The organism is Patulibacter sp. NPDC049589 (assembly GCF_040675535.1).
Lineage (GTDB): Bacteria > Actinomycetota > Thermoleophilia > Solirubrobacterales > Solirubrobacteraceae > Patulibacter.
In genome coordinates this window covers 17,010-36,074 of record NZ_JBFAPC010000025.1, presented here as the reverse complement: position 1 = coordinate 36,074, position 19,065 = coordinate 17,010, and the positions used below count along the sequence as shown (strand labels likewise).

Sequence of the window (19,065 nt, the reverse complement as noted above, 5' to 3'; positions counted from 1 at the left end):
CCCGTCCGAGCGGGCCCGACCTCGCGTACCTCCAGACGATGCGTGTCGACGTCCTGCACCGCACCCGATGTCTGGAGGGGGCCATCGACTTCGGTACCTGAGCGGTTCACAACTCGATGAGCCGGCCCGGTGACAGCCGGCGCCGGACCGGCGGCATCGACTTCGGTACCTGGACGGTCCACAACCCGACGGGTCGACCGGCGCCGACCGGCGCCGACCGGCGCCGGACCGGCGGCATCGACTTCGGTACCTGGACGGTCCACAACCCGACGGGTCGACCGGCGCCGGACCGGCGCCGGACCGGCGGCATCGACTTCGGTACCTGGACGGTCCACAACCCGAGGCGACCCGCGCCTCGAGGTCAGGACGTTGACTCCCCCACGCCCCTCGCGCTACCGTGGACGGAGGCCCTCGGGGCCTCCCTATGCGCACCGCCTAGCCGACCGCCGCCACGACCGACCGACCGGATCCCTCCGGTCGCTCGCCGCGGTCCCGCCCGCCGTCCGCCCGCCCGCCGGGGCTCCGGCCGTCCTCGATGCAGGACGCGTCCGCCCGCCGGGCCCCCCGAGGAGTTTCCGTGCCGTCGATCCTGCTCGACGCCCGCGCCGTCGCCCGCCACCACGGTCCCAGGACCGTGCTGCTGGACGTCGACGTCCGCGTCCACACCACCTCCCGCATCGGCCTGATCGGGCCCAACGGGTCCGGCAAGACGACGCTCCTGCGCGTGCTCGCCGGCGTCGAGCCGCCCGACGCCGGCGCCGTCCGGCACCACGGCGCCGTCGGCCACCTGCCCCAGCTCGCCGGGCACGACGACCCGCGGCCCGCCCGGGCCGTCGCGCTGGACCGGCTCGGCGTGACCGCGACCGCCCGGCGGGTCGACGCGCTCGCTGAGCGTCTGGCCGCCGGCGACCTCGCCGTCATCGACGCGCACGCCGCCGCGCTGGAGCGCTGGCTCACCCTGGGCGGCGACGACGCCGAGGCCCGCCTGGCCGCCGCGGCCGCCGACGTCGGACTCGAGGACGGGCTGCTCGACCGGCCGCTGGGCCGGCTCTCCGGCGGGCAGGCCGCGCGCGTCGGGCTGGCCATCCTGCGCACCAGCCGCCACGACGTCGTGCTGCTCGACGAGCCGACCAACCATCTCGACGAGGACGGGCTGGCCGTGCTGCGGCGGGTGATCCGCGAGCACCGCGGCGGGCTCGTCCTCGTGTCCCACGACCGCGCGCTGCTGACCGACGTGGCCGACGAGCTCGTCGTCCTCGGCGACCCCGACGCGCCCGCCGGGACGGCCCTGCACCACCGCGGCGGCTTCGCGTCGTGGGAGCACGAGCGGGCCGAGGCCCGGCGGCGCGCGGCCGCCGAGCACGAGGAGGCGGTGACGGCCCGGGCCGCGCTGCGCTCGGCGGCCGACGAGACCCGCAGGCGCGCCGACGCGAGCCGGCGGAAGGCCGGCGCGACGACCCACGACAACGACAAGCACGCCAAGGAGTGGGTGCGCTCGCGCGCGGAGGGCATGCAGCGGCGCGCGCGGGTCGTGGAGGGCCGGGCGGCGCGGCCCCTCCCGGAGAAGCCGCGGGAGCCGGCGCGGCTGCGGCTCGCGCTGACCGCCGCGGAGCAGCGCACCCCGTGGGCCGTCGCCCTGGACGGTGCGGTGCTCGAGCGCGGCACGTTCCGGATCGGCCCGGTCGACCTCGAGGTCGCGCACGGCGAGCGGCTGCTGCTGTCGGGCCGCAACGGCAGCGGCAAGTCGACGCTGCTGGCCGGCCTCGCCGGGACGCTGGCGCCGGTCGCCGGCTCGCGACTGGTCGCCCCCGGCGCCGTCGTGGCGACGCTCGGGCAGGCGCGGCGGGCGCTGCTCGGCGACGACCCTGTCCTCACGGCGCTGGACCCCGACGCGACTGCCGCGGTGGCGGTCGCGGCCGGGAGGCCGAGCGGTGCATCCGCCCCGCGCCCCGGCGCGACGCCCGTCGACGGGCACGCGACCGCCGAACGCCCGTCCGTCGCGGCGGCCGTCGCGGCCCTCGCCGGCGCCGACGTCACCGACGCCCGGACCGCGCTGGCCACCTTCGGGCTGCCCGCGGAGGTCGTCCTGCGCCCGGCCCGGTCGCTGTCCCCCGGCGAGCTGACCCGCGCCGAGCTGGCGATCCTCGCGCTGCGCAGGACCACCTGCCTGCTGCTCGACGAGCCCACCAACCACCTGGACCTCGCGTCGCTCGAGGCCCTGGAGGAGGCGCTGCGCGGCTGGCCCGGCGCGCTCGTGGTCGCCAGTCACGACGCGCGGTTCCGGGAGGCGCTCGGCGTGACGCGGACCCTCGCGCTGTAGGGGTCCGGCGGATCGCGACCACGATCGGGCCGACGAGGCTTTGGCCATCGGCACGATCGGTCGTCGACACGGTCGGCCATCGGCACGATCGGCCATCGTTCGACGATGCACGGGCCCTCGACCCCGCCCCGCGGGCCGCCGCCCCCGCCCCGCGATACTCCGCGAATGGACCTGGGCATCGCGGGGCGGACGGCGATCGTGGGCGGCGCGTCCGCCGGGATCGGGCGGGCGATCGCCTCGGCGCTGATCGCCGAGGGCGTGACCGTCGTGCTCTCGTCGCGCGATCCCGAGCGCACGCGCGCGGCGGCGGCGGCGGTCGGCGCGGCCGCCGGCATTGCCTGGGACACCGCGGACGTCGCCGGGGCCGACCGGCTGGTCGACGCCGCCGAGGCCGCGGTCGGGCCGATCGACATCGTGATCGCCAACACCGGCGGCCCGCCGATGGGCCCGGACCCGCTGGCGTTCGACGACGCCCAGTGGGACGACGCGCACCGCCACCTCGTCCGCGCCCCGATGGCGCTCCTGCGCCGCACGCTCCCGGGGATGCGCGAGCGCGGCTGGGGGCGCGTCGTCGGCATCGCGTCGACGTCGGTCCGCGAGCCGCTCCCGAACCTCGTCCTGTCGAACGCCGAGCGCTCCGCGGCGCTCGCCGCGTTCAAGACCATGGCGCGCGAGGTGGCCGCCGACGGCGTCACGATCAACACGTTGCTGACGGGGCGGATCGCCACGAAGCGGCTCGCCTCGGCGGACGGGTCGCTCGTGGCCGCGGAGGTCGCCGCGCGCGACCAGGTGCCGGCCGGCCGGCTCGGACGGCCGGAGGAGATGGCCGCCGCCGCGACGTTCCTCTGCTCGGTCCAGGCCGCCTACATCACCGGTGCGGCGCTGCCGGTGGACGGCGGGTTGCTCCGCGGGACCTGACCCGTCGCGGGACGCCCTCCGCCCGCACCGGGCGCGGACCGCTCCACCCGGGTGCGCGCGTCGCTCACGGCGAGATCCGCAGGGGGGGGCCGCGCCGTCGCCGCGCCGACATCCCCACGACCCCGGTCACGGGATGTCCCCCGCGGGCGCCGGCCGACGATCTAGTCTCGGCGCACCCCCAACCCCAGAAGGAGCGCTCCCCCATGAGCACCATCGAACCCGTCGAGCCCACCGACCCACCGATCGCCAAGCGCGCACTGGCGGAGGCCCTCGGCACGTTCATCCTCGTCTTCCTCGGCTGCGGCTCGGCCGTCGCGCTCACCGGCGCGGTCCCGGGCGACGCCGCCGCGCTGCAGTACACCGGCATCGCCCTGGGCTTCGGCCTCGGCATCGCCGGCGCGATCTACGCCACGGGCCACATCTCCGGCGGGCACCTGAACCCCGCGGTGACGATCGCCCTGACGGTCATCGGCCGCCACAAGCGCGAGGACGTGCTGCCCTACGTCGGTGCCCAGTTCCTCGGCGCGACGGTCGCCGCGCTGGCGCTGAAGGGCGTCTTCCCGCACGCCGACGGCCTCGGCAACAACGCGGTCGCCGACGGGGTCGGCGTGGGCTCCGGGCTGCTCGTGGAGGCCGTGCTCAGCGCGATCTTCCTGTTCGTGATCGTCAGCGTCGCGACGGACCGCCGGGTCACCCCGGGGTTCGCGGCGCTCGCGATCGGCTTCACGCTCGCGGGCATCCACCTGGTCGGGATCCCGCTGACCGGCACCTCGGTCAACCCGGCGCGGACGTTCGGCCCCGACCTGATCGCGTGGAAGTGGGACGACATCTGGGTCTTCTTCGTCGGCCCGATCGTCGGCGCGTCCGTCGGCGCGGTCCTCTACCAGGCGGTTCGCCCCGACCGGGTGTGACCGTCCGGCGCCGGTGCTGCGTCCGCGGTCACCGGGTCGCGGCACCGGCCTGCCCCGCCGAGGCGCCGAGCCGGAGGTCAACCCCGAGCTGCCCCAACGTGGTGATGCGGAGAACCGGTCCGGCGAGGTCACCGTGGGCGGCGTGCACGGCCCCTGCTCGTGCCCCTGCCCGTTGCCGGCCCGGCTCAGCGCCAGGAACACGCGGCCGCGCGTGCCGGACGTGATGCCGGCGAGCATCGGGGCGATCGGAGAGCTGTCGCACGCGGGCTTCTCGAGCTTCACCGGAGCCGTGGGCGCGCAGGAGTTCGTCTCGCGGTATCCGGAGATCTTCGCGGTGTGCTCGCCCCCGGAGGGGCCACGCCGAGGCACGGCGCCGACGACGGACCCGAACGCGTTGACCCGGACCGTCCGGCGGAGCTCGAGCCCCGCCCGGGTGGTGTAGAGCCACTCCTGCCCGGGAGCGCGGGTCGTGGTGGAGTCGCGCCGGACCTTCGTCGTGACGCCGCCGGTCACGACGACGCTCGCCCGGTACTCCCGTGGGCGCTGCGCCGCCGACGCGGGGCCGGCGGCGGCGCGTCAGACGATCGGCCGGCCGTCGCGGATTCGGCGGCGCACGTCCCGCTCGTAGAGCCGAACCGGCAGGAGGCGCACCCACCGCGGCAGCGCCCGGTCAACGGCCACCATCACCCGCTGCGTGCGGTCGAACGCGCGCTGGTGGCGCGGCGTCCACGGCAGGCCGAGCTCCCGGCGGAACGGCTCGGGCAGGAACCCGAGCGTGAGGAAGCGGTGCAGCGGCCCGATCACGAGCGAGACCGGCCGCGGCAGGAAGCGCATCGACGCGAGGTCCTGGAGGAACGTCCGGGAGACGTCGTCCATGTCGATCCGTCGGATCCCCGCCCGCCAGTAGACCTCGAAGGCCTCGCGGTCGGCCGGCCACATGCCCTCCCGCACCTGGAGCGTCGTGCCGAGGCGCTCGGCGTGCGCGTAGAACGCCGCCCAGACCTCCTCGTCGCGCAGCCCGCGGAAGTCCCGCAGGTACTGCTCGAACCCCATGTAGAGGCAGGCCGCGACCCACAGCTGCAGCTCGGGGTCGAAGGCGTTGTAGGCGACGTCGTCGTCCGGCCCGGAGCGGACCTGGCGGTGCTGCCGGTTGACCTCGTCCCGCATCACCGTCCGTTCGTGTTCGTCGCCGACCAGGGCGACGACGAGGTAGCCGATCGTGGTGCGCAGGCGCTTGAGCGGCCGGCGGTCCAGGCGGCCGCTGTCGACCGTGGACTTGGCCACGCCGTGTCCGACCGGGAGCCGGGAGAGCTGCATGATCACGTTGGCCGCGGCGAGGAACGCCGACCCGGGCAGCGCCTCGCGCCCGAGGTCCCGCATCGCGGCTTCGTCGGTGGCGCTCGAGAGCGGGCGCGCGGTCCGCGAATGCAACATTGGGACGTTCTAGCACTCTTCGTATCACCGCGTCCAGGTTCGCGTCCCGCCGGGGGTCGGACGATCCGCGACCCGCCCGGCCCGCCCGGCGGCGGCCCCGACCGCCGATCGGTCCGGGACCCCGGGTCAGAGGACGACGAGCGCGACGATCAGGACGCCGCCGGCGAGCACCGCTGCGGCGATGACCAGCCGCACCGGCCCGGGCCGCGGCCCACGCTCGCGCGCTTCCCCCGCCGGCGGCGCGTCCCACTTGCGGTGGTGCTCGCGCGCCCAGTCCGCGTCGACGTCGCCCAGGACGATCCCGCGCAACGCGGGTCGGGTCGGCGGGTGCAGCAGCGCCAGGTACAGGTGGCCGAGCACGAGGACGACGGCCACGTACATCGACGCGTCGTGCAGCGGGACGGTGCCGGACAGGCGGAAGGTCGTGTTCCGCTCGCCGAGCCAGAGCAGGACGCCGGAGACGACGAACAGCACGGCGAGCGCCGCCTGGACGATCGCGTGGGATTTCTCGGCGGCGTTGAAGCGGCCCTGCGGGATCCGGGCGCGCCACCCCCGCGGACGCTCGCGGCGGCGCAGTGCCAACCACCGCCGGTCGTCGGCGTCGAACCGCTCGAGCTCGCGGACGGCCTCGCGCAGCGCCGGCCGGTCGCCCAGCAGCGCGACGACGATCAGCGCGGTCAGCCACAGCACGGCGGCGGTCAGGTGGATCGCCTTCATCGTCGGCCGGTCGCCGATCCGCTCCGACAGCGCCGGCAGGTACATGACCAGCCCGGTGCCGGTGAGCACGAAGAACGCGACGGCGTGGATCCCGTGGACGGCCCGCTCGGTGGCGCCGAAGCGCCGGACGCGCGCGGGGCCGGCCCGGAACGCACCGGAGGGCGCCGGCCCGCCGGCCCCGGGGGTCACGACGCCGGGGACGACCGCCCCGGGGCGCCCGACGGCCGGGGGCCCAGGGGCCCCGTCCGCCGCCGGCCCGCCGCTCACAGGCCCTTGGTGAAGTCGTTGGAACGGCCGACCCAGGCGTCGCGGTCGTAGCCGCGGCCCTCCCAGTAGCCGTCCTCGATGCGGTCCACGAGCGTGATCCGCTGGACCCACTTGACGCCCTTGTAGCCGTACATCTGCGGCATCACGAGCCGCACCGGGGCGCCGTGCGGGCGCGTGATCGGCGCGCCGTCCATCTCGTAGGCGAGCATCGCGTCGTCGACCGAGGCCTGCTCGAGGGTGAGCATGTCGAAGTAGTCCTCCTCGGCGGACACGAACGACAGCGCCGCCGCGGCGGACGTCGGCCCGACGGCGGCGAGCAGGTCCTTGAAGCGCACCCCGCCCCACCGGACGTCGTCGACCGACCAGCCGGTGACGCAGTGGAAGTCCGAGGTCTGGTCCGCGCGCGGGAGCGCCTGCAGCTCGGCGAGGGTGAAGCTCCGCGGGCGGTCGACGAGGCCGTCGACCTCGAGGGTCCACGTCGCCGGGTCGAAGCGCGGGTACGGCGGGTTGATCGCGTAGATCCGCCAGCCGCTCGGCAGCGCGCTGCGGACGGAAGACGGCAGCACGTCGGCGGCGCCGGACAGCCAACGGGTCGCGGAGTCGCCCCAGACCAGGGACGAGAGCCCGAGCCCGACGATCCCGAGGAACGCCCGGCGCCCGACCGGCCGGCCGCCGGGGCGGTCCGGGGCGGGATCGGGCGTCGACACCGCACGGATGATCCTCCGCGGACGTCGTCCGCACAAGCCGCTGGGATACGCCACCGCCTCCCGCGAGACCCTCGTCATCCGGCAGACGCCGCCCGGCGCTGCTGACTGCGTCTCACCGGGAGGTCACGGACGAATGACCGTACGACACTGGATTCCCGGAGAGGCCGGGCTCGCCACCCGGCGCGCGGTCGTTGCGCAGCTGGTCTCGACCGTCTTCCCGGTCTGGACCGGGTTGTCCACGAGGCCACCGAAGAGACCCGAGGCGACGAGGGCACCCGACGCGCTGACGATGGCGAGCATGCCGAACGCGAGGTTCTGGAGGGTCGTGACCCTCCCGAACCTCCGCAGGTGGCTGCTGCCCATCCCCGGCGTCGTCTCCAGTGCGAACTCCCCGAGGCCCAGCCGCCGCTCGAGTGCGAGCTTTCGGTGGCGCGCGGCTCGGTAGTACTGGTGCTGCGTGTGGCCCGCAACGGCCGCGAGCCCCGTGATGACGAGACTCGCGATGAAGGCCAACACCACCAGGACGTCGGCGACCCGGTCATTGTTCGAGAGGAGCGCGAACGACGCTGCCAGGACTGCCGCGCAAAGCACGAAGTAGGCCTGCGAACGCCGCCAGTTCAGGTCCACCTGAAAGCGGTACTCCTCAACCGCCCTGGAGTACTGATCCCAGGTCCGGGGCGCGTCCGGCTCCTCCGCCGGTCCTAGGTTGTCGGGGTCTGACGGAATCGGGCGTAGAGCGTTCGGAACGTGGGCGTGAAGGTCTCGGGATCTGCGCGAAGCGCCGAATCGATCTCTGCCGCCGACCAAGGCCGGAGCTCCGCGATGTGGTCTCGATCCACGAGGATCTGATCATCGACCGGGCCGCCGGCGAACAGCGTCACGAACTTGGTGGACTTTTCGTCCTGAACGGCAACCGATCCAAGGTCGGTCAGGATCGCCGTGGTTCCCAGCTCCTCGCGGAGGCGACGGTCCGCGGCCTGCCGGTACGTCTCCCCGGAGTGCAGATACGCGGCCACGGACGAACCCCACCGGCCGCCGTGACGGTCACGATCCGGGGCGAGCCGCTGGAGAACGAGACCGTTCTCGGGGGCCCGCAGGAACACGTGGGCCGTCCTGAAATTCAGCCCGCGCTCGAGAACCGACCCCCGCCGGGACGTGCCGACCACGTGGTCGTTCTCGTCGACGACGTCGATCGGTTCCGAGGCGGTCGGGGCTGGCATCTCGGGAGGTGCGAGTCGGTTGCGCGGGAGGAGACCGGACGGGCGCTCAGAGGCTGCGATCGCGGTTGCTCGATCGTGAGCTCTCGCAGATCGGGACCGCCGAGCTTGGAACGTACGTCCTGGTCCGGACGAGACCGCCTCGGCTGGCGAAGTACCCCCAGAGAGAATCGAACTCTCGCTACCAGCGTGAAAGGCTGGCGTGCTAACCGCTACACCATGAGGGCGGGTGCCCCTGGAGTGTAGAACGCGGCGGCCGGGGCGGACGTGCCGACCGCCATGCCCGTGGACGAGCGGTCGCCGGGCCGGGCGCCGGCGGCCCGGCGCGGGCGCCGCCGGCCGATCAACCGTCCGCGTCGGCGGCGGAGTCCTGACCGAGGTCGACGGTCTCCTCGTCGTCGGCCTCGCCGTAGCGCTCGTCGTCGGGCGCGCCGTCGAGGTCCTCGCCGGTGCGGGCGTCGCGCGTGATGACCCCGGTTCCGTGCTGGTCGCCGTGCGACGCGTGGTCGATCAGCTCGGCCTCGGCGAGCTCGAAGCCCTCGGACTCGCCCTCGCCGGCCTCCTCGAGCGGGCGGTTGGCCTCGCGCTCGCGCTCGATGCGGCGGATCTCGGCGTCGTCGCCGGAGGGGATGTCGGAGCTGCCCATGCCCCGAGGCTACCCCCATCCCCCGCCCCGCATGCCGCCCGCCGGGACCGTGCGCTCCGGCCGGTCCGTGGGTACCCTTCCGGGGCCGGGGCTGCTAGCTCAATGGTAGAGCAAGGGCCTTTTAAGCCCGTGGTTCTGGGTTCGAGTCCCAGGCGGCCCACCATCTGCTTCGTACTCAAACCACGAAGCCAAAACGGCTCTGAATCCGGTACCCCGGCCCAGAGCCGTTTTTTGTTTTCCCAACATATGTCGGTCTCACGCTTCGGCGGTCAACGGAGATGGCGCTGATTCTGGCCCTGCGCATCATGCCGCGCCTGAGTCACCGGCTTCACGGGGTCCTATGGCAGATCGGGGAACGCTGGGGGGCGCGCGTAACGACCGCGGGAATCAAGCTGCCGATCACGATCCACCAGCAGGCGCTCGCAGACCTGTGCGGCGCGCGACGCCCCTCGATCGATGCAGCCCTTCAAGAACTCAGGTCGTTGAGCCTCTTGCGCGAAGCGGCAGACGGGCTTCTCGTAGTCACTCCCCGCGACGAGGGCATCGACCAAGGAACCCGACGGTGCCCAGTCGGCCCTGCCTCCGATGGCGATCTGACGGCACCACCCGGATGACCGAACACGGTCGGACGCCCTGCGTTCAGGGGCCGCGAACTTTTCAGCAGCGTGCGGCGAAGTACAGATAGATGCCGCCGGTTGACGCCACATCTTCGCCACTGCCTCCTCGCCGTCAGTACTTCGACGAGGTCTACCGCGCGCACATGCCGACGGTGCTGCGGTACCTCCGCCGCCGGCTCGGGGACGCTGCCGGGGAAGACGCGACACACGACGTGTTCGTCCGCGCTTACGACCGTTTCGAGTCGTTCGACCCCGACCGAGCGCCGATCATCGCGTGGCTCTACGGGATCGTCGCCAACGTCATCGCCGAACATCACCGCCAGGAACAGCGTCGACTCAAAGCGATCGAGAGAGCCCACCACGCCGACGGAGCACGCACCAGTCCCGCGCATGAAACCACCGGGCTCTCCCCGGCGCTCGTCAGTGTCCTCCGCCATCTCCCACTCGGTGATCGAGAGGCCCTGCTGCTGACCGTCTGGGGCGAGCTTTCGTATGAAGAGACGGCCGCTGCGCTCTCGATTCCGATTGGCACCGTACGGTCCCGCGTCTCACGCGCCCGCGCGGCACTCGCCCGCAGCCTGGGACCCCAGGCGCCTCCGCAGTCTTCGACTATCGAGAAGGGAAGCGCTCATGCGTGAGCACAACGTCGACGATGTTCTGACCCGCATCAGCGACACGGGACTGCACCCCGAAGCGCAGCGCGATGCAGAGCAGAGACTTCTTGACCGATGGGAGACACGGAACGCTGCCGGAGACCGGCGTGCTGGAAGCAACGTCTGGCGGCGCGGACGCTTGCCCCTCCTCGCCGCCGCTGCGACCCTCACGCTGGCAGGAGCGTCGTACGCTGCTGAAACGCTGCTGAACTCCGGCGCCCCCGTCCCTCCGGCGACTGCGCAGCGCTTCTCCTACGGCACGATCGAGCCGGGAACGTCTCGTGTTCTCGACCTCGGGACGCGTGACCCCGACGGGGGTCCCGGCTGGGCGATGCTGCTGTACGGCCTCGAGCTCCCGGGCGCGACAACACCTGCCGGAGAACGTATCCCGGCTCGCAGGCTGACCTGCGTTGCGCCGGGCCGCACTCAAAATGGCGAGATCGGCATTGTCGGGCGCGACGGGGCTTTCGACGACGACGGACGATTCCACGCGCTGACCCCTGACAGCCGGCCAACGGGAAGCTGCGGACGCGCTCGCAGCGATGGTGCCGTGTTCTCCGACGACTTCGGCCCGACGATCCCTGCCAGCGGCTACACCGGAAGAGTCCCTTCACGGATCGGAGCCTGTCGGGAACGCACAGGTGATGCGCCGAGCATGTCCGAGTCGACGAGTCGCAGACTTCGGGATATCCCGGTCTGTTCCGCGGCGGGACAGCGGATCGTGAAGTTCGGTTTTGCTGGGCCCCGAGCCACTCGGATCACGTTCGGGAATGACCGCTTCACCGAAACGGCCATTCCGAAGCCGGAGCTGAGCGGCGCGTACATGTTCGTCGTTCTCCCCGATCGCGCAGGGCTTCGACCGCCTGTCTTGACCGTCACATACGACAACGGACTGGCTTGCCGAAGCAGTCTCGGGAGTCGAACGTCGGACAAGGCGTGCCTCTCGCCGCCAGGGCTCGGGCTGACAGACGGACGATAGGCCGTTACAGCGAAGACATACCGGATCGAGTGAAAGGCTGGCGATTACATGCAGGTGTGACCAATTCGAGGTGCGCCATGCAGAACGATGTCATCCCGCTGACACCTCATTGTTTGCGAGGCGAGTACCCCCGGCCACGGGCCCCGAGCAGCGCCCGTCGCTGAGCCTCCCCCCGCCCCGTGCGTCGACCGGCCGCGGGCGGGGGCAACAGCCCGGCGGCCACGGGAGCGGCCCCTCCCTACGCCCCCATCGTCAGCACGACGCGGAAGCGCGCGTCGCCGCTCAGCATCCGGGCGTAGCCCTCGGCCGCCTGCTCGAGCGGGTAGGTCTCGATCGTCGGGCGGACGTCCTGCAGGGCGCTGAAGCGCATCGTGTCCTCGGAGTCCTTCGAGGTGCCCGACGCGTGGCCGATGATGCCGGTCGAGCCGGGGATCAGCGCGAGCGGCGGGACCTGGATCGGGTCGCCCGAGGCGCCGACGACGATCATCCGGCCCCGGGGGCGCAGGCCGCCGATCGCGGCGCTCATCGCGTCCGGGGCGGTCACCGTCGCGAGGATCGTCTGGGCGCCGCCGAGCTTCTGGAGGGCCTCGGCGACGTCCTCCGACGTGGAGTCGACGTAGTGGTGGGCGCCGAGGTCCTTCGCGCGCTGCTCCTTGTCCGTGCCGCGGGCGATCGCGACGGTCTCGAAGCCCATGCGGCGGGCGAACTGGACGCCGAGGTGGCCGAGGCCGCCGATGCCGAGGATCGCGACGAGGTCGCCGGGGCGGCGCCGCTCTCGCGCAGCGCGTGGAACGTGGTGATGCCGGCGCAGAGCAGCGGGGCGGCGTCCTCGGCCGAGAGCTCGTCCGGGATCGAGGCCAGCGCGCCCTGGGGCACGATCACGTGGTCGGCGTAGCCGCCGTCGTAGGCGATCCCGGGGACCAGGCCGTTCGCGCAGCTGATCAGGTCGCCGCGGCGACAGGGGTCGCAGTGGCCGCAGTTGCCGCCGAACCAGCCGACGCCGACGCGCTGGCCGGCCTCCCACGGGTCGACGCCCTCGCCGACCGCCTCGATCGTCCCGGCGATCTCGTGGCCCGGCACCCGCGGGTACTGGATGCCCGGCATGTGGCCCTCGACGGTGAAGGCGTCGGAGTGGCACACCCCGCACGCCTCGACGCGGACGCGGACCTCGCCGCGTCCCGGCTCCCGGAGCTCGCGCTCCACGAGCTCGAGGCCCTTGCCGGGCTCCGTCACCTGCACCGCGCGTGTCGTCGTCATGGGAGACAGGCAATCAGGTCGGCGCGCGGACGTGGAGCGGCAGGCGCGACCGAGGGTGCCCGCGACCGTGGGTCCGACAGACCCACCCACGGCGCCACCGGCGCGTCCGAGGACGTCCTGGACGCTGGAGACCGCGACCGCCGCGGGTCGCGGCAAGGGCCGAGTCTGAGGCGGGCGCGGCGGACCGCCCGGAGGCGCTGCGCCGCCCCGTCCGGACCGGCCCACCGGCCCTCAGGTGCCCCCGGATCGCACCGCCAGCGCCTGCACCTCGACGAGCATGCCGGGGATCGCGAAGCCGCAGACGACGGTCGTCCTCGCCGGCGACGGCGGCGGGAACCAGCGCGCGTAGACCGCGTTGAACGCCGCGAAGTCCTCGGCGCGAGCGAGGAAGCACTCCGCGCGCAGGACGTCGGCCGGCGTCGCCCCGGCGCGCGCCAGGACGGCGACGAGCTGCTCGAGGACCACCTCCGCCTGCTCCTGCACCGTCGCGCCGACGACCGCTCCGGTGGCGAGATCGACCGCCGCCTGACCGGAGACCACGACGAGGTCCCCCACCACCGTCGCCGCCGAGATCGGCGCCAGCGTGCTCGGGGTGCCGTCGGGGCCGAGGAGCGGCAGGTGCGAGACGGCCACCGCCGACCCGACCGTCGCCGCCCCGGAGTGGCCGACCCCCGACCCCCCTTCGACCGCCGCGTCCCCGACGGGACCTGCGGCCCGCCCTGCGGCGCTCACGCCGCCTGCAGCAGGTCGCGGCCGATGTCCGCCAGCGACGCCCGGCCGGTGAGGGTCATGATCGTGACCAGCTCCTCGGCCATCAGCGCGTGGACGAGCGCGACCCCGGCTTCGCCGTCCGCCGCCAGCCCGAGCGCTGTCGCCCGCCCGAGGACGACGACGTCCGCGCCGAGCGCCAGCGCCTTGACGACGTCGCTGCCGCGCCGCACCCCGCTGTCGAGCGCGACCTGGACCGGCCGGCCCGTCAGCGCGGCCACGACCTCCGGCAGCTGATCGAGGGCCGCCGGCGCCCCGTCGAGCTGGCGGCCGCCGTGGTTGGAGACCAGGACCGCCGACGCGCCGGACTCCGCCGCCGCGATCGCGTCCTCGCGCGTCAGCACGCCCTTCGCCATCCACGGGAGCCCGCCCTCGGCCATCAGGTCGCCGACCTGCCGCCACGTCCAGAGCGGCTCGTCGCGGCGGAACAGCTGCCCGAAGACCTCCTGCAGCGGGACCGGCGACCCCGCGGGGTAGTTCCCGGACACGAAGCGCTCGTCGATCTCGAAGGCGTTGCGCATGTTGCGCTCGCGCCAGCCCGCCGTCGGGCAGTCGCAGGTCACGCACAGCGCCGTGTAGCCGGCGGCCGCGGCGCGACGCACCATCGCCAGGACGTTCTCCGGCCGGCCCGTCGGGTGCAGCTGCATGATCCGCGCCGCGGACGGGGCCTCCGCCGCGATCCGCTCCAGCGGGAACGTGCTGGCCTCCGGCACGATCGACGCGACGCCCGCCGCCGCGTTGGCCCGGGCGACGGCGAGGTGCCCCTCGGGGTGGAACTGCCCCTCGGCGCCGAACGGGGCGGTGAGGATCGGCATCCGCAGCGGGACGCCGAGGAACGTCGTCGCGGTGTCCGGGACGCCGATGCCGTTGAGCAGGCGCGGGCGGAAGCTCCAGCGCAGGAACGCCCGTCGGTTGGCGTCCAGCGTCTGCTCCTCCCCCGCGCCGCCCTCCAGGAAGTCCCAGACCTTCGGGTCCATGCCCGCTCGGGCCGCCAGCGCGATCTCGCCGAGCGTGCCGAACCGGCGCGGGGCGGCGGCGTCGCCGACGGCGGGAGCGGTCGGCTTCCAGGTGCCGCCCGGGACCGCGACTCCGGCGCCCGCGGCCCCCGGGTCCACCGTGGCCGGCCCCCCGATCCCGGAGTCCGCGGCGACGCCGTCCGTGGCGGTGCTCGGCGGCGCGCTCATGCCGCGGCCTCCCTCGGACCGTCGGCCGCGGGCGGCGGACCGCCCGCCACGCCCGCCGGCACGCGCACCGGGCGCGCCGGTCCATCCCCCAGCACGCTGCGGTCGGACACGACGTCGCCGGCGCCCGTGATCCGGTCGATCAGCGCCGGGACGGTCATCGCGCGTTTCTCGGCGCCGGAGACGTCCGTGATGATCCGGCCGCGCGACATCACGAGCAGCCGGTCGCCGAGCTCCAGCGCGTGCTCCATGTTGTGCGTGACCATGATCGCCGTGCAGCCGACGCGCTCCACGAGGTCGACGGTCAGGCCCAGGACCGTCCGCTGGGTGCCCGGGTCCAACGCCGCGAGGTGCTCGTCGAGCAGCAGCACCTCGGGGTCCCGCAGGCCCGCCATCACCAGCGTCAGCGACTGCCGCTGGCCCGCGGAGAGCAGCGACACCGGGTCGCCGAGGCGGTCCTCGAGGCCGAGGCCCAGCACCGCGAGGCGCTCGCGCATCTCCGCCCGGCGCGCGGCCGTCAGCGCGAACCGCAGCCGCCGGCGGCGTCCTCGGGCCAGAGCCAGCGCGAGGTTGTCCTCGATCGAGAGCTCGGGCAGCGTGCCCGCGTGCGGGTCGTCGAAGACCCGGGCGACGCGTCCGGCGCGGCGGTGATCGGGCGTGCGGGTGACGTCGTCGCCGTCGAAGAGGACGCGTCCGCGACTGGGGCGCTCCTCCCCTGCGACGCTGCGCACGAGCGAGCTCTTGCCCGCCCCGTTGGTGCCGACGATCGTGACCATCTGGCCGCGGGGGACCCGCAGCGAGAGATCCCGCAGCGCGGTGACCTCCGTGATCGTGCCGGGGTTGTGGACGAGGGTGACGTGATCGAGCTCGAGCATCAGACGGGCTCCTTGCTGAGGCGGTTGGGACGGACGGTCACGCGGCGGCGGACGACCGCGCGGGTGCGGCCCGCGAGGGGCACGCCCCAGCGGCGCGCGGCCACGGCGACGACGAGGGTGAGGGCGGTGACGCCCTGGAGGTCGGTCGCGGGCAGCCCGAGCTGCAGCGCGAGGACGAGCACGAGCCGGTAGGCGATCGTGCCGAGGAGGACGGCGAGGACGATCCGGACGACCTTCGAACCGCTGGGCCGGACGAGCAGCTCGCCGAGCAGGACCGCGCCGACGCCGGCGATCAGGGTGCCGTTGCCCATGGAGACGTCGGCGAAGCCCTGGGTCTGGACGACGAGCGCCCCCGACAGACCGGCGAGCCCGTTGGCGATCACGAGCGACAGAGCCAGCAGGCGCCGGTCGTCGACCCCGTTGCTGCGGGCCATCCGCTCATTGACCCCGGTGGCCCGCAGCGCGAGCCCGACCTCGGTGCGAAGGAACAGCGCGAGCGCGACGAAGACGACGCCGACGATCGCCGCGAGGACGAGCGCGGTCCAGGCGTCGGCCTCGCGCGCCGGCAGGTCCGCGAAGCCGCTGAACAGCGTCGGCACGTCGACGACGTTCAGCGACGGCTCGCCCATGATCCGCAGGTTCACGCTGAAGAACCCGATCGACATCACGAGGCCCGCGAGGATCACCGGGACACCGAGGGTCAGGTGCAGGGCCGTCGTCAGGAGCCCCATGGCCCCGGCGGCGGCGATCGCGGCGAGCATCGCCGTGGGCACCGACCAGCCGTGGAGCAGCAGGGTGGCGACGACCGCCGCGCCCATCGCGAAGCTCGCGTCGATCGTCAGGTCGAAGTCCTCGCGGAGCCGGAAGATCATGTAGATCCCCAGCACCGCGGTGGCCAGCGGCAGGCCCGTGACGAGGGTGTCGAGGAAGACGTTCATCGCGACGCGCCCGTGATCTCGGCCGGGAGGGTGACGCCCAGCGCTTTGGCCGTGGCCGCGTTGACCTCGGGCGCCAGCGCCGTCGGCCGCGCGAACGGCACGGTGCCGGGATCCGCGCCCGCGGCCACCTTCGCCGCGACCTCGCCCGTCCGGGTGCCGATCGTCGGATAGTCAGGCCCGAGGCTCGCGAGGACCCCGGACGCCGTCGCGTCGCCGGCCACCAGGTACAGGGGGAGCCGGTTGCCGCGCGCGACCGACGCCACGGCCGGCAGGCTCGAGTAGATCACGGCGTCGGGACCCATCAGGAGCGCATCCGTCCGTCCGACGAGCGATCGCGCCGCCGAGTTGACGTCCTTGGACGACGCGACCGTCGCCTCGACCACGGACATCCCGTGCGCGCCCGCGGCGTGCTTCAGCGCCGCCACCCAGATCTTCGAGTTCTGGTTCGACGGATCGTCGATGGTGCCGATCCGCTTCGGCGCCGGCGAGGTCTTCGCGATCGCGTCCAGCAGCTTGGCGGGGTCGACGAAGTCGATGGAGCCGGTGACGTTGCCGCCCGGCGCGTCGAGGCTCGCGGCGAGCTTCGCGCCGACCGGATCGCCCATCGCGATCGCGATCACCGGGCGGCGCTTCTCGAGCTTGGCCATCGCGATCACCGCGGGCGTGCCGATGACGGCGAACTGGTCGTCGTCGGAGCGCGCGAACGTCCGCGCCAGGTTCTGGATCAGCGTCTCCTGCCCCTGGGCGTTCTGGACGTCGAACTCGACCTTGCGCGGGGCGACCGCCTTCACGAGCGACGCGCGGTACGCGGCGACGGTGTCGTCGAGCAGGCTGCTCTGCGCCACCACGAGGACGCCGACCTTCAGCGGGGAGGAGTCGCCGCCCGCGGCAGCGTTCGTCGTGGCGTCGTCGTCGGAGGAGCCGCAGGCGGTGAGCGCCAGCAGCAGGGCGCAGAGCGCGGCGAGCATCGCGAGCGCGGCGGGAGGAGTGCGGTGGCCGGGCGGGAGGCGGGCGCCGCGGCGGGCGCTCGGGGCAGGGGTCCGCGAGGCGGTCCGGGAGTTCGTCGTCATGGTTGTTCATTTTGATGAGCGTTTTGTTCGTTTTGATCGACATCTGTCCCAACGGCGGCGTCCGCCGTTGGACCGCGTGGACAACGCAGACGCGCCGTCGCCCGACCCACGGGCTCGCCGCGGTACCGTCCTGCGATGCTCGAGATCGTCGGACGCTGCGGAGCGAACGTGCGTCGCCTGCGGGTCTCCCGCGGCCTGTCGCAAACGGAGCTCGCGCGGCGCGCCGGGGTCTCGAAGGGCACGCTCTCGCAGCTCGAGGCCGCCGAGGGCAACCCGACGATCGAGACCCTCTGGTCCCTGGCGAAGGCGCTCGGAGTACCGTTCGTCGACCTCCTGGCGGAGGCCGGGGACGAGATCGCCGTCATCCGCGGCGGCGACGTCCCGGGCGTCCGCTTCCCCGGCATCCGGGCGAGCGCCGTCGACCGGATCTACGGCAAGGAGGTCACCGACATCGTCGAGGCGACGTACTTCGGCGGCGAGGTCCGCGACGCCGTTCCCGACGGCGCCGGCACCGTCACCCGCGCCTGGATCGCGTCCGGCTGCATCGAGCTGACCATCGAGGGCGAGACGCTGCGGCTGGAGACCGGGGACTTCGTCCGCTTCCGGTCCGACGTCCCGCACCGGTTCGCGCCGCAGGGCGGCGACACCCGCGTCCTGATGCTCGTGAACTACGGCGGCGCCACGGGCCACGTCAGCGCCGAGGATCCGCTGCTGGCGGCGATCGCCGACGCGGACGCCGTGGCCCGGGGCGCCGTCCCTCCGCCGCCGAAGGCCTGATCGCCGGCCCCGACCGGGCACGGGCACCCGGCACGGGATCCGCGTCGCCGCCCGAGGACGGTCCGGCGGGGCGCCGGGTCCGACCCCGGGGGCATATCCTCGGCCGCGATGAGCACGCAGACGGACCACACGAACCTGTACGCGATGTACGCGTCGTTCAAGGCCGCGCGGGGCCACCGTCGCGTCGGGACGGGGATTCCCGCCACCTCCCCCGACCCCGGCCGCGAGGAGCTCGCCGCCGAGGCCGAGGCCGCGATCACCGGCGGCGACGCGATCCTCCGCGGCGCGTACTCGACGGTCGGCTTCCGCGCCGAGGTCGACGTACTGCTGTGGCTGATCGGGCCGAGCGCGGACGCGCTGCAGGACGCGCTGGTCGCGTTCAACCGGACGAAGCTCGGCCAGGCGCTCGACCCGTGGTGGACGTCGATCGGCGTGCACCGCGAGGCCGAGTTCAACAAGACCCACGTCCCGGCGTACCTCGAGGGCACGCCGGCGAAGAAGTACCTCTCGGTCTACCCGTTCGTGCGCTCGCTCGAGTGGTACCTGCTCGAGCCCGCCGAGCGGTCGAAGATGCTCCGCGAGCACGGCATGATGGCCGCCGGCTACAAGGACGTCCGCGCCAACACGATCAGCGCGTTCGCCCTCAACGACTACGAGTGGCTGCTGGCCTTCGAGGCCGACGAGCTCGAGCGGATCGTCGACCTCATGCGCGACCTGCGCGGCGCCGACGCCCGCCGCCACACCCGCGAGGAGCTGCCGTTCATCACCGGCATCAAGAAGCCCCTCGCGGGCGTGGTCGCCGACCTGCCGTAG

The 19,065-nt window shown here is 73.7% G+C and carries 18 protein-coding genes, 2 tRNA genes and 1 pseudogene; 8 read left to right on the top strand and 13 right to left on the bottom strand.

Translation table 11 applies throughout. The features are described from left to right. Positions 1-577 precede the first annotated feature (577 nt). The 3 genes from AB0L40_RS07005 (at position 578) to AB0L40_RS06995 (ending at position 4,149) form a co-directional block, all read left to right on the top strand. Positions 578-2,320: an ATP-binding cassette domain-containing protein gene (locus AB0L40_RS07005; RefSeq protein WP_364351248.1), complete on the top strand. Its 1,743-nt coding sequence runs from the start codon at positions 578-580 to the stop codon at positions 2,318-2,320. A gap of 165 nt (positions 2,321-2,485) precedes the next feature. Next, positions 2,486-3,238: an SDR family oxidoreductase gene (locus AB0L40_RS07000; RefSeq protein ID WP_364351245.1), complete on the top strand. Its 753-nt coding sequence runs from the start codon at positions 2,486-2,488 to the stop codon at positions 3,236-3,238. A gap of 203 nt (positions 3,239-3,441) precedes the next feature. Then, complete coding sequence (locus tag AB0L40_RS06995) at positions 3,442-4,149, top strand: MIP family channel protein (protein ID WP_364351242.1); 708 nt, start codon at positions 3,442-3,444, stop codon at positions 4,147-4,149. A 576-nt stretch (positions 4,150-4,725) separates the two neighbouring features. Here the strand turns inward: AB0L40_RS06995 and AB0L40_RS06990 are convergent. The 7 genes from AB0L40_RS06990 to AB0L40_RS06960 form a co-directional block, all read right to left on the bottom strand. Continuing rightward, the gene (locus tag AB0L40_RS06990) at positions 4,726-5,583 is read right to left on the bottom strand and encodes an oxygenase MpaB family protein (RefSeq protein ID WP_364351239.1); all 858 of its coding nucleotides are present in this window, start codon (positions 5,581-5,583) and stop codon (positions 4,726-4,728) included. A gap of 126 nt (positions 5,584-5,709) precedes the next feature. Continuing rightward, entirely contained in the window at positions 5,710-6,489 is a 780-nt protein-coding gene (locus AB0L40_RS06985; RefSeq protein WP_364351236.1) for a cytochrome b/b6 domain-containing protein, read from the bottom strand. 74 nt (positions 6,490-6,563) lie between these two features. Then, positions 6,564-7,274, bottom strand: a complete 711-nt coding sequence (locus AB0L40_RS06980; protein WP_364351233.1) for a molybdopterin-dependent oxidoreductase — start codon at positions 7,272-7,274, stop codon at positions 6,564-6,566. A gap of 123 nt (positions 7,275-7,397) precedes the next feature. After that, entirely contained in the window at positions 7,398-7,901 is a 504-nt protein-coding gene (locus AB0L40_RS06975) for a hypothetical protein (protein WP_364351230.1), read from the bottom strand. A 74-nt stretch (positions 7,902-7,975) separates the two neighbouring features. After that, complete coding sequence (locus tag AB0L40_RS06970) at positions 7,976-8,494, bottom strand: NUDIX domain-containing protein (RefSeq protein ID WP_364351227.1); 519 nt, start codon at positions 8,492-8,494, stop codon at positions 7,976-7,978. Positions 8,495-8,646: 152 nt separating this feature from the next. Then, positions 8,647-8,718: transfer RNA gene (locus tag AB0L40_RS06965), tRNA-Glu, on the bottom strand. Positions 8,719-8,834: 116 nt separating this feature from the next. Then, positions 8,835-9,137, bottom strand: a complete 303-nt coding sequence (locus AB0L40_RS06960; RefSeq protein ID WP_364351224.1) for a hypothetical protein — start codon at positions 9,135-9,137, stop codon at positions 8,835-8,837. An 88-nt stretch (positions 9,138-9,225) separates the two neighbouring features. On the opposite strand from AB0L40_RS06960, the gene AB0L40_RS06955 reads away from it, so the two are divergent. The 3 genes from AB0L40_RS06955 (at position 9,226) to AB0L40_RS06945 (ending at position 11,386) form a co-directional block, all read left to right on the top strand. Then, positions 9,226-9,300 (top strand) — tRNA-Lys (locus AB0L40_RS06955). Between the two features lie 522 nt (positions 9,301-9,822). Then, on the top strand, positions 9,823-10,392 hold the full coding sequence (locus tag AB0L40_RS06950; protein WP_364351221.1) for an RNA polymerase sigma factor: 570 nt from the start codon (positions 9,823-9,825) through the stop codon (positions 10,390-10,392). Next, entirely contained in the window at positions 10,385-11,386 is a 1,002-nt protein-coding gene (locus tag AB0L40_RS06945; RefSeq protein ID WP_364351218.1) for a hypothetical protein, read from the top strand. The genes AB0L40_RS06950 and AB0L40_RS06945 overlap by 8 nt, the downstream gene beginning before the upstream one ends. Before the next feature lie 238 nt (positions 11,387-11,624). Here AB0L40_RS06945 and AB0L40_RS06940 read toward each other — a convergent pair. The 6 genes and pseudogenes from AB0L40_RS06940 to AB0L40_RS06915 form a co-directional block, all read right to left on the bottom strand. Further along, a pseudogene (locus tag AB0L40_RS06940) lies at positions 11,625-12,643 on the bottom strand (alcohol dehydrogenase). 231 nt (positions 12,644-12,874) lie between these two features. After that, entirely contained in the window at positions 12,875-13,276 is a 402-nt protein-coding gene (locus tag AB0L40_RS06935) for a RidA family protein (protein WP_364351216.1), read from the bottom strand. Between the two features lie 95 nt (positions 13,277-13,371). Beyond that, a complete protein-coding gene (locus AB0L40_RS06930) occupies positions 13,372-14,595 on the bottom strand; it encodes an alpha-hydroxy acid oxidase (protein WP_364351213.1) in 1,224 nt (407 codons plus the stop codon). After that, the gene (locus tag AB0L40_RS06925; RefSeq protein ID WP_364351210.1) at positions 14,592-15,467 is read right to left on the bottom strand and encodes an ATP-binding cassette domain-containing protein; all 876 of its coding nucleotides are present in this window, start codon (positions 15,465-15,467) and stop codon (positions 14,592-14,594) included. The genes AB0L40_RS06930 and AB0L40_RS06925 overlap by 4 nt, the downstream gene beginning before the upstream one ends. Continuing rightward, positions 15,467-16,405, bottom strand: a complete 939-nt coding sequence (locus AB0L40_RS06920; protein WP_364351207.1) for an ABC transporter permease — start codon at positions 16,403-16,405, stop codon at positions 15,467-15,469. The genes AB0L40_RS06925 and AB0L40_RS06920 overlap by 1 nt, the downstream gene beginning before the upstream one ends. Next, on the bottom strand, positions 16,402-17,475 hold the full coding sequence (locus tag AB0L40_RS06915) for an ABC transporter substrate-binding protein (RefSeq protein WP_364351204.1): 1,074 nt from the start codon (positions 17,473-17,475) through the stop codon (positions 16,402-16,404). The genes AB0L40_RS06920 and AB0L40_RS06915 overlap by 4 nt, the downstream gene beginning before the upstream one ends. Positions 17,476-17,610: 135 nt before the next feature. Between AB0L40_RS06915 and AB0L40_RS06910 the strand changes: the two genes are divergently transcribed. Beyond that, the gene (locus tag AB0L40_RS06910) at positions 17,611-18,252 is read left to right on the top strand and encodes an XRE family transcriptional regulator (RefSeq protein ID WP_364351201.1); all 642 of its coding nucleotides are present in this window, start codon (positions 17,611-17,613) and stop codon (positions 18,250-18,252) included. A 108-nt stretch (positions 18,253-18,360) separates the two neighbouring features. Then, a complete protein-coding gene (gene hemQ / locus AB0L40_RS06905; protein WP_364351198.1) occupies positions 18,361-19,065 on the top strand; it encodes a hydrogen peroxide-dependent heme synthase in 705 nt (234 codons plus the stop codon).

Excerpts from the sequence above, each read along its gene's own strand:
- AB0L40_RS06950 (WP_364351221.1), top strand. The coding sequence starts at position 9,823 with ATGCCGCCGGTTGACGCCACATCTTCGCCACTGCCTCCTCGCCGTCAG.
- AB0L40_RS06925 (WP_364351210.1), bottom strand. The coding sequence starts at position 15,467 with ATGCTCGAGCTCGATCACGTCACCCTCGTCCACAACCCCGGCACGATC.
- AB0L40_RS06920 (WP_364351207.1), bottom strand. The coding sequence starts at position 16,405 with ATGAACGTCTTCCTCGACACCCTCGTCACGGGCCTGCCGCTGGCCACC.
- AB0L40_RS06995 (WP_364351242.1), top strand. The coding sequence starts at position 3,442 with ATGAGCACCATCGAACCCGTCGAGCCCACCGACCCACCGATCGCCAAG.
- AB0L40_RS06910 (WP_364351201.1), top strand. The coding sequence starts at position 17,611 with ATGCTCGAGATCGTCGGACGCTGCGGAGCGAACGTGCGTCGCCTGCGG.
- AB0L40_RS07000 (WP_364351245.1), top strand. The coding sequence starts at position 2,486 with ATGGACCTGGGCATCGCGGGGCGGACGGCGATCGTGGGCGGCGCGTCC.
- hemQ (WP_364351198.1), top strand. The coding sequence starts at position 18,361 with ATGAGCACGCAGACGGACCACACGAACCTGTACGCGATGTACGCGTCG.
- AB0L40_RS06930 (WP_364351213.1), bottom strand. The coding sequence starts at position 14,595 with ATGAGCGCGCCGCCGAGCACCGCCACGGACGGCGTCGCCGCGGACTCC.
- AB0L40_RS06990 (WP_364351239.1), bottom strand. The coding sequence starts at position 5,583 with ATGTTGCATTCGCGGACCGCGCGCCCGCTCTCGAGCGCCACCGACGAA.
- AB0L40_RS06970 (WP_364351227.1), bottom strand. The coding sequence starts at position 8,494 with ATGCCAGCCCCGACCGCCTCGGAACCGATCGACGTCGTCGACGAGAAC.
- AB0L40_RS06945 (WP_364351218.1), top strand. The coding sequence starts at position 10,385 with ATGCGTGAGCACAACGTCGACGATGTTCTGACCCGCATCAGCGACACG.
- AB0L40_RS06960 (WP_364351224.1), bottom strand. The coding sequence starts at position 9,137 with ATGGGCAGCTCCGACATCCCCTCCGGCGACGACGCCGAGATCCGCCGC.
- AB0L40_RS06915 (WP_364351204.1), bottom strand. The coding sequence starts at position 17,475 with ATGACGACGAACTCCCGGACCGCCTCGCGGACCCCTGCCCCGAGCGCC.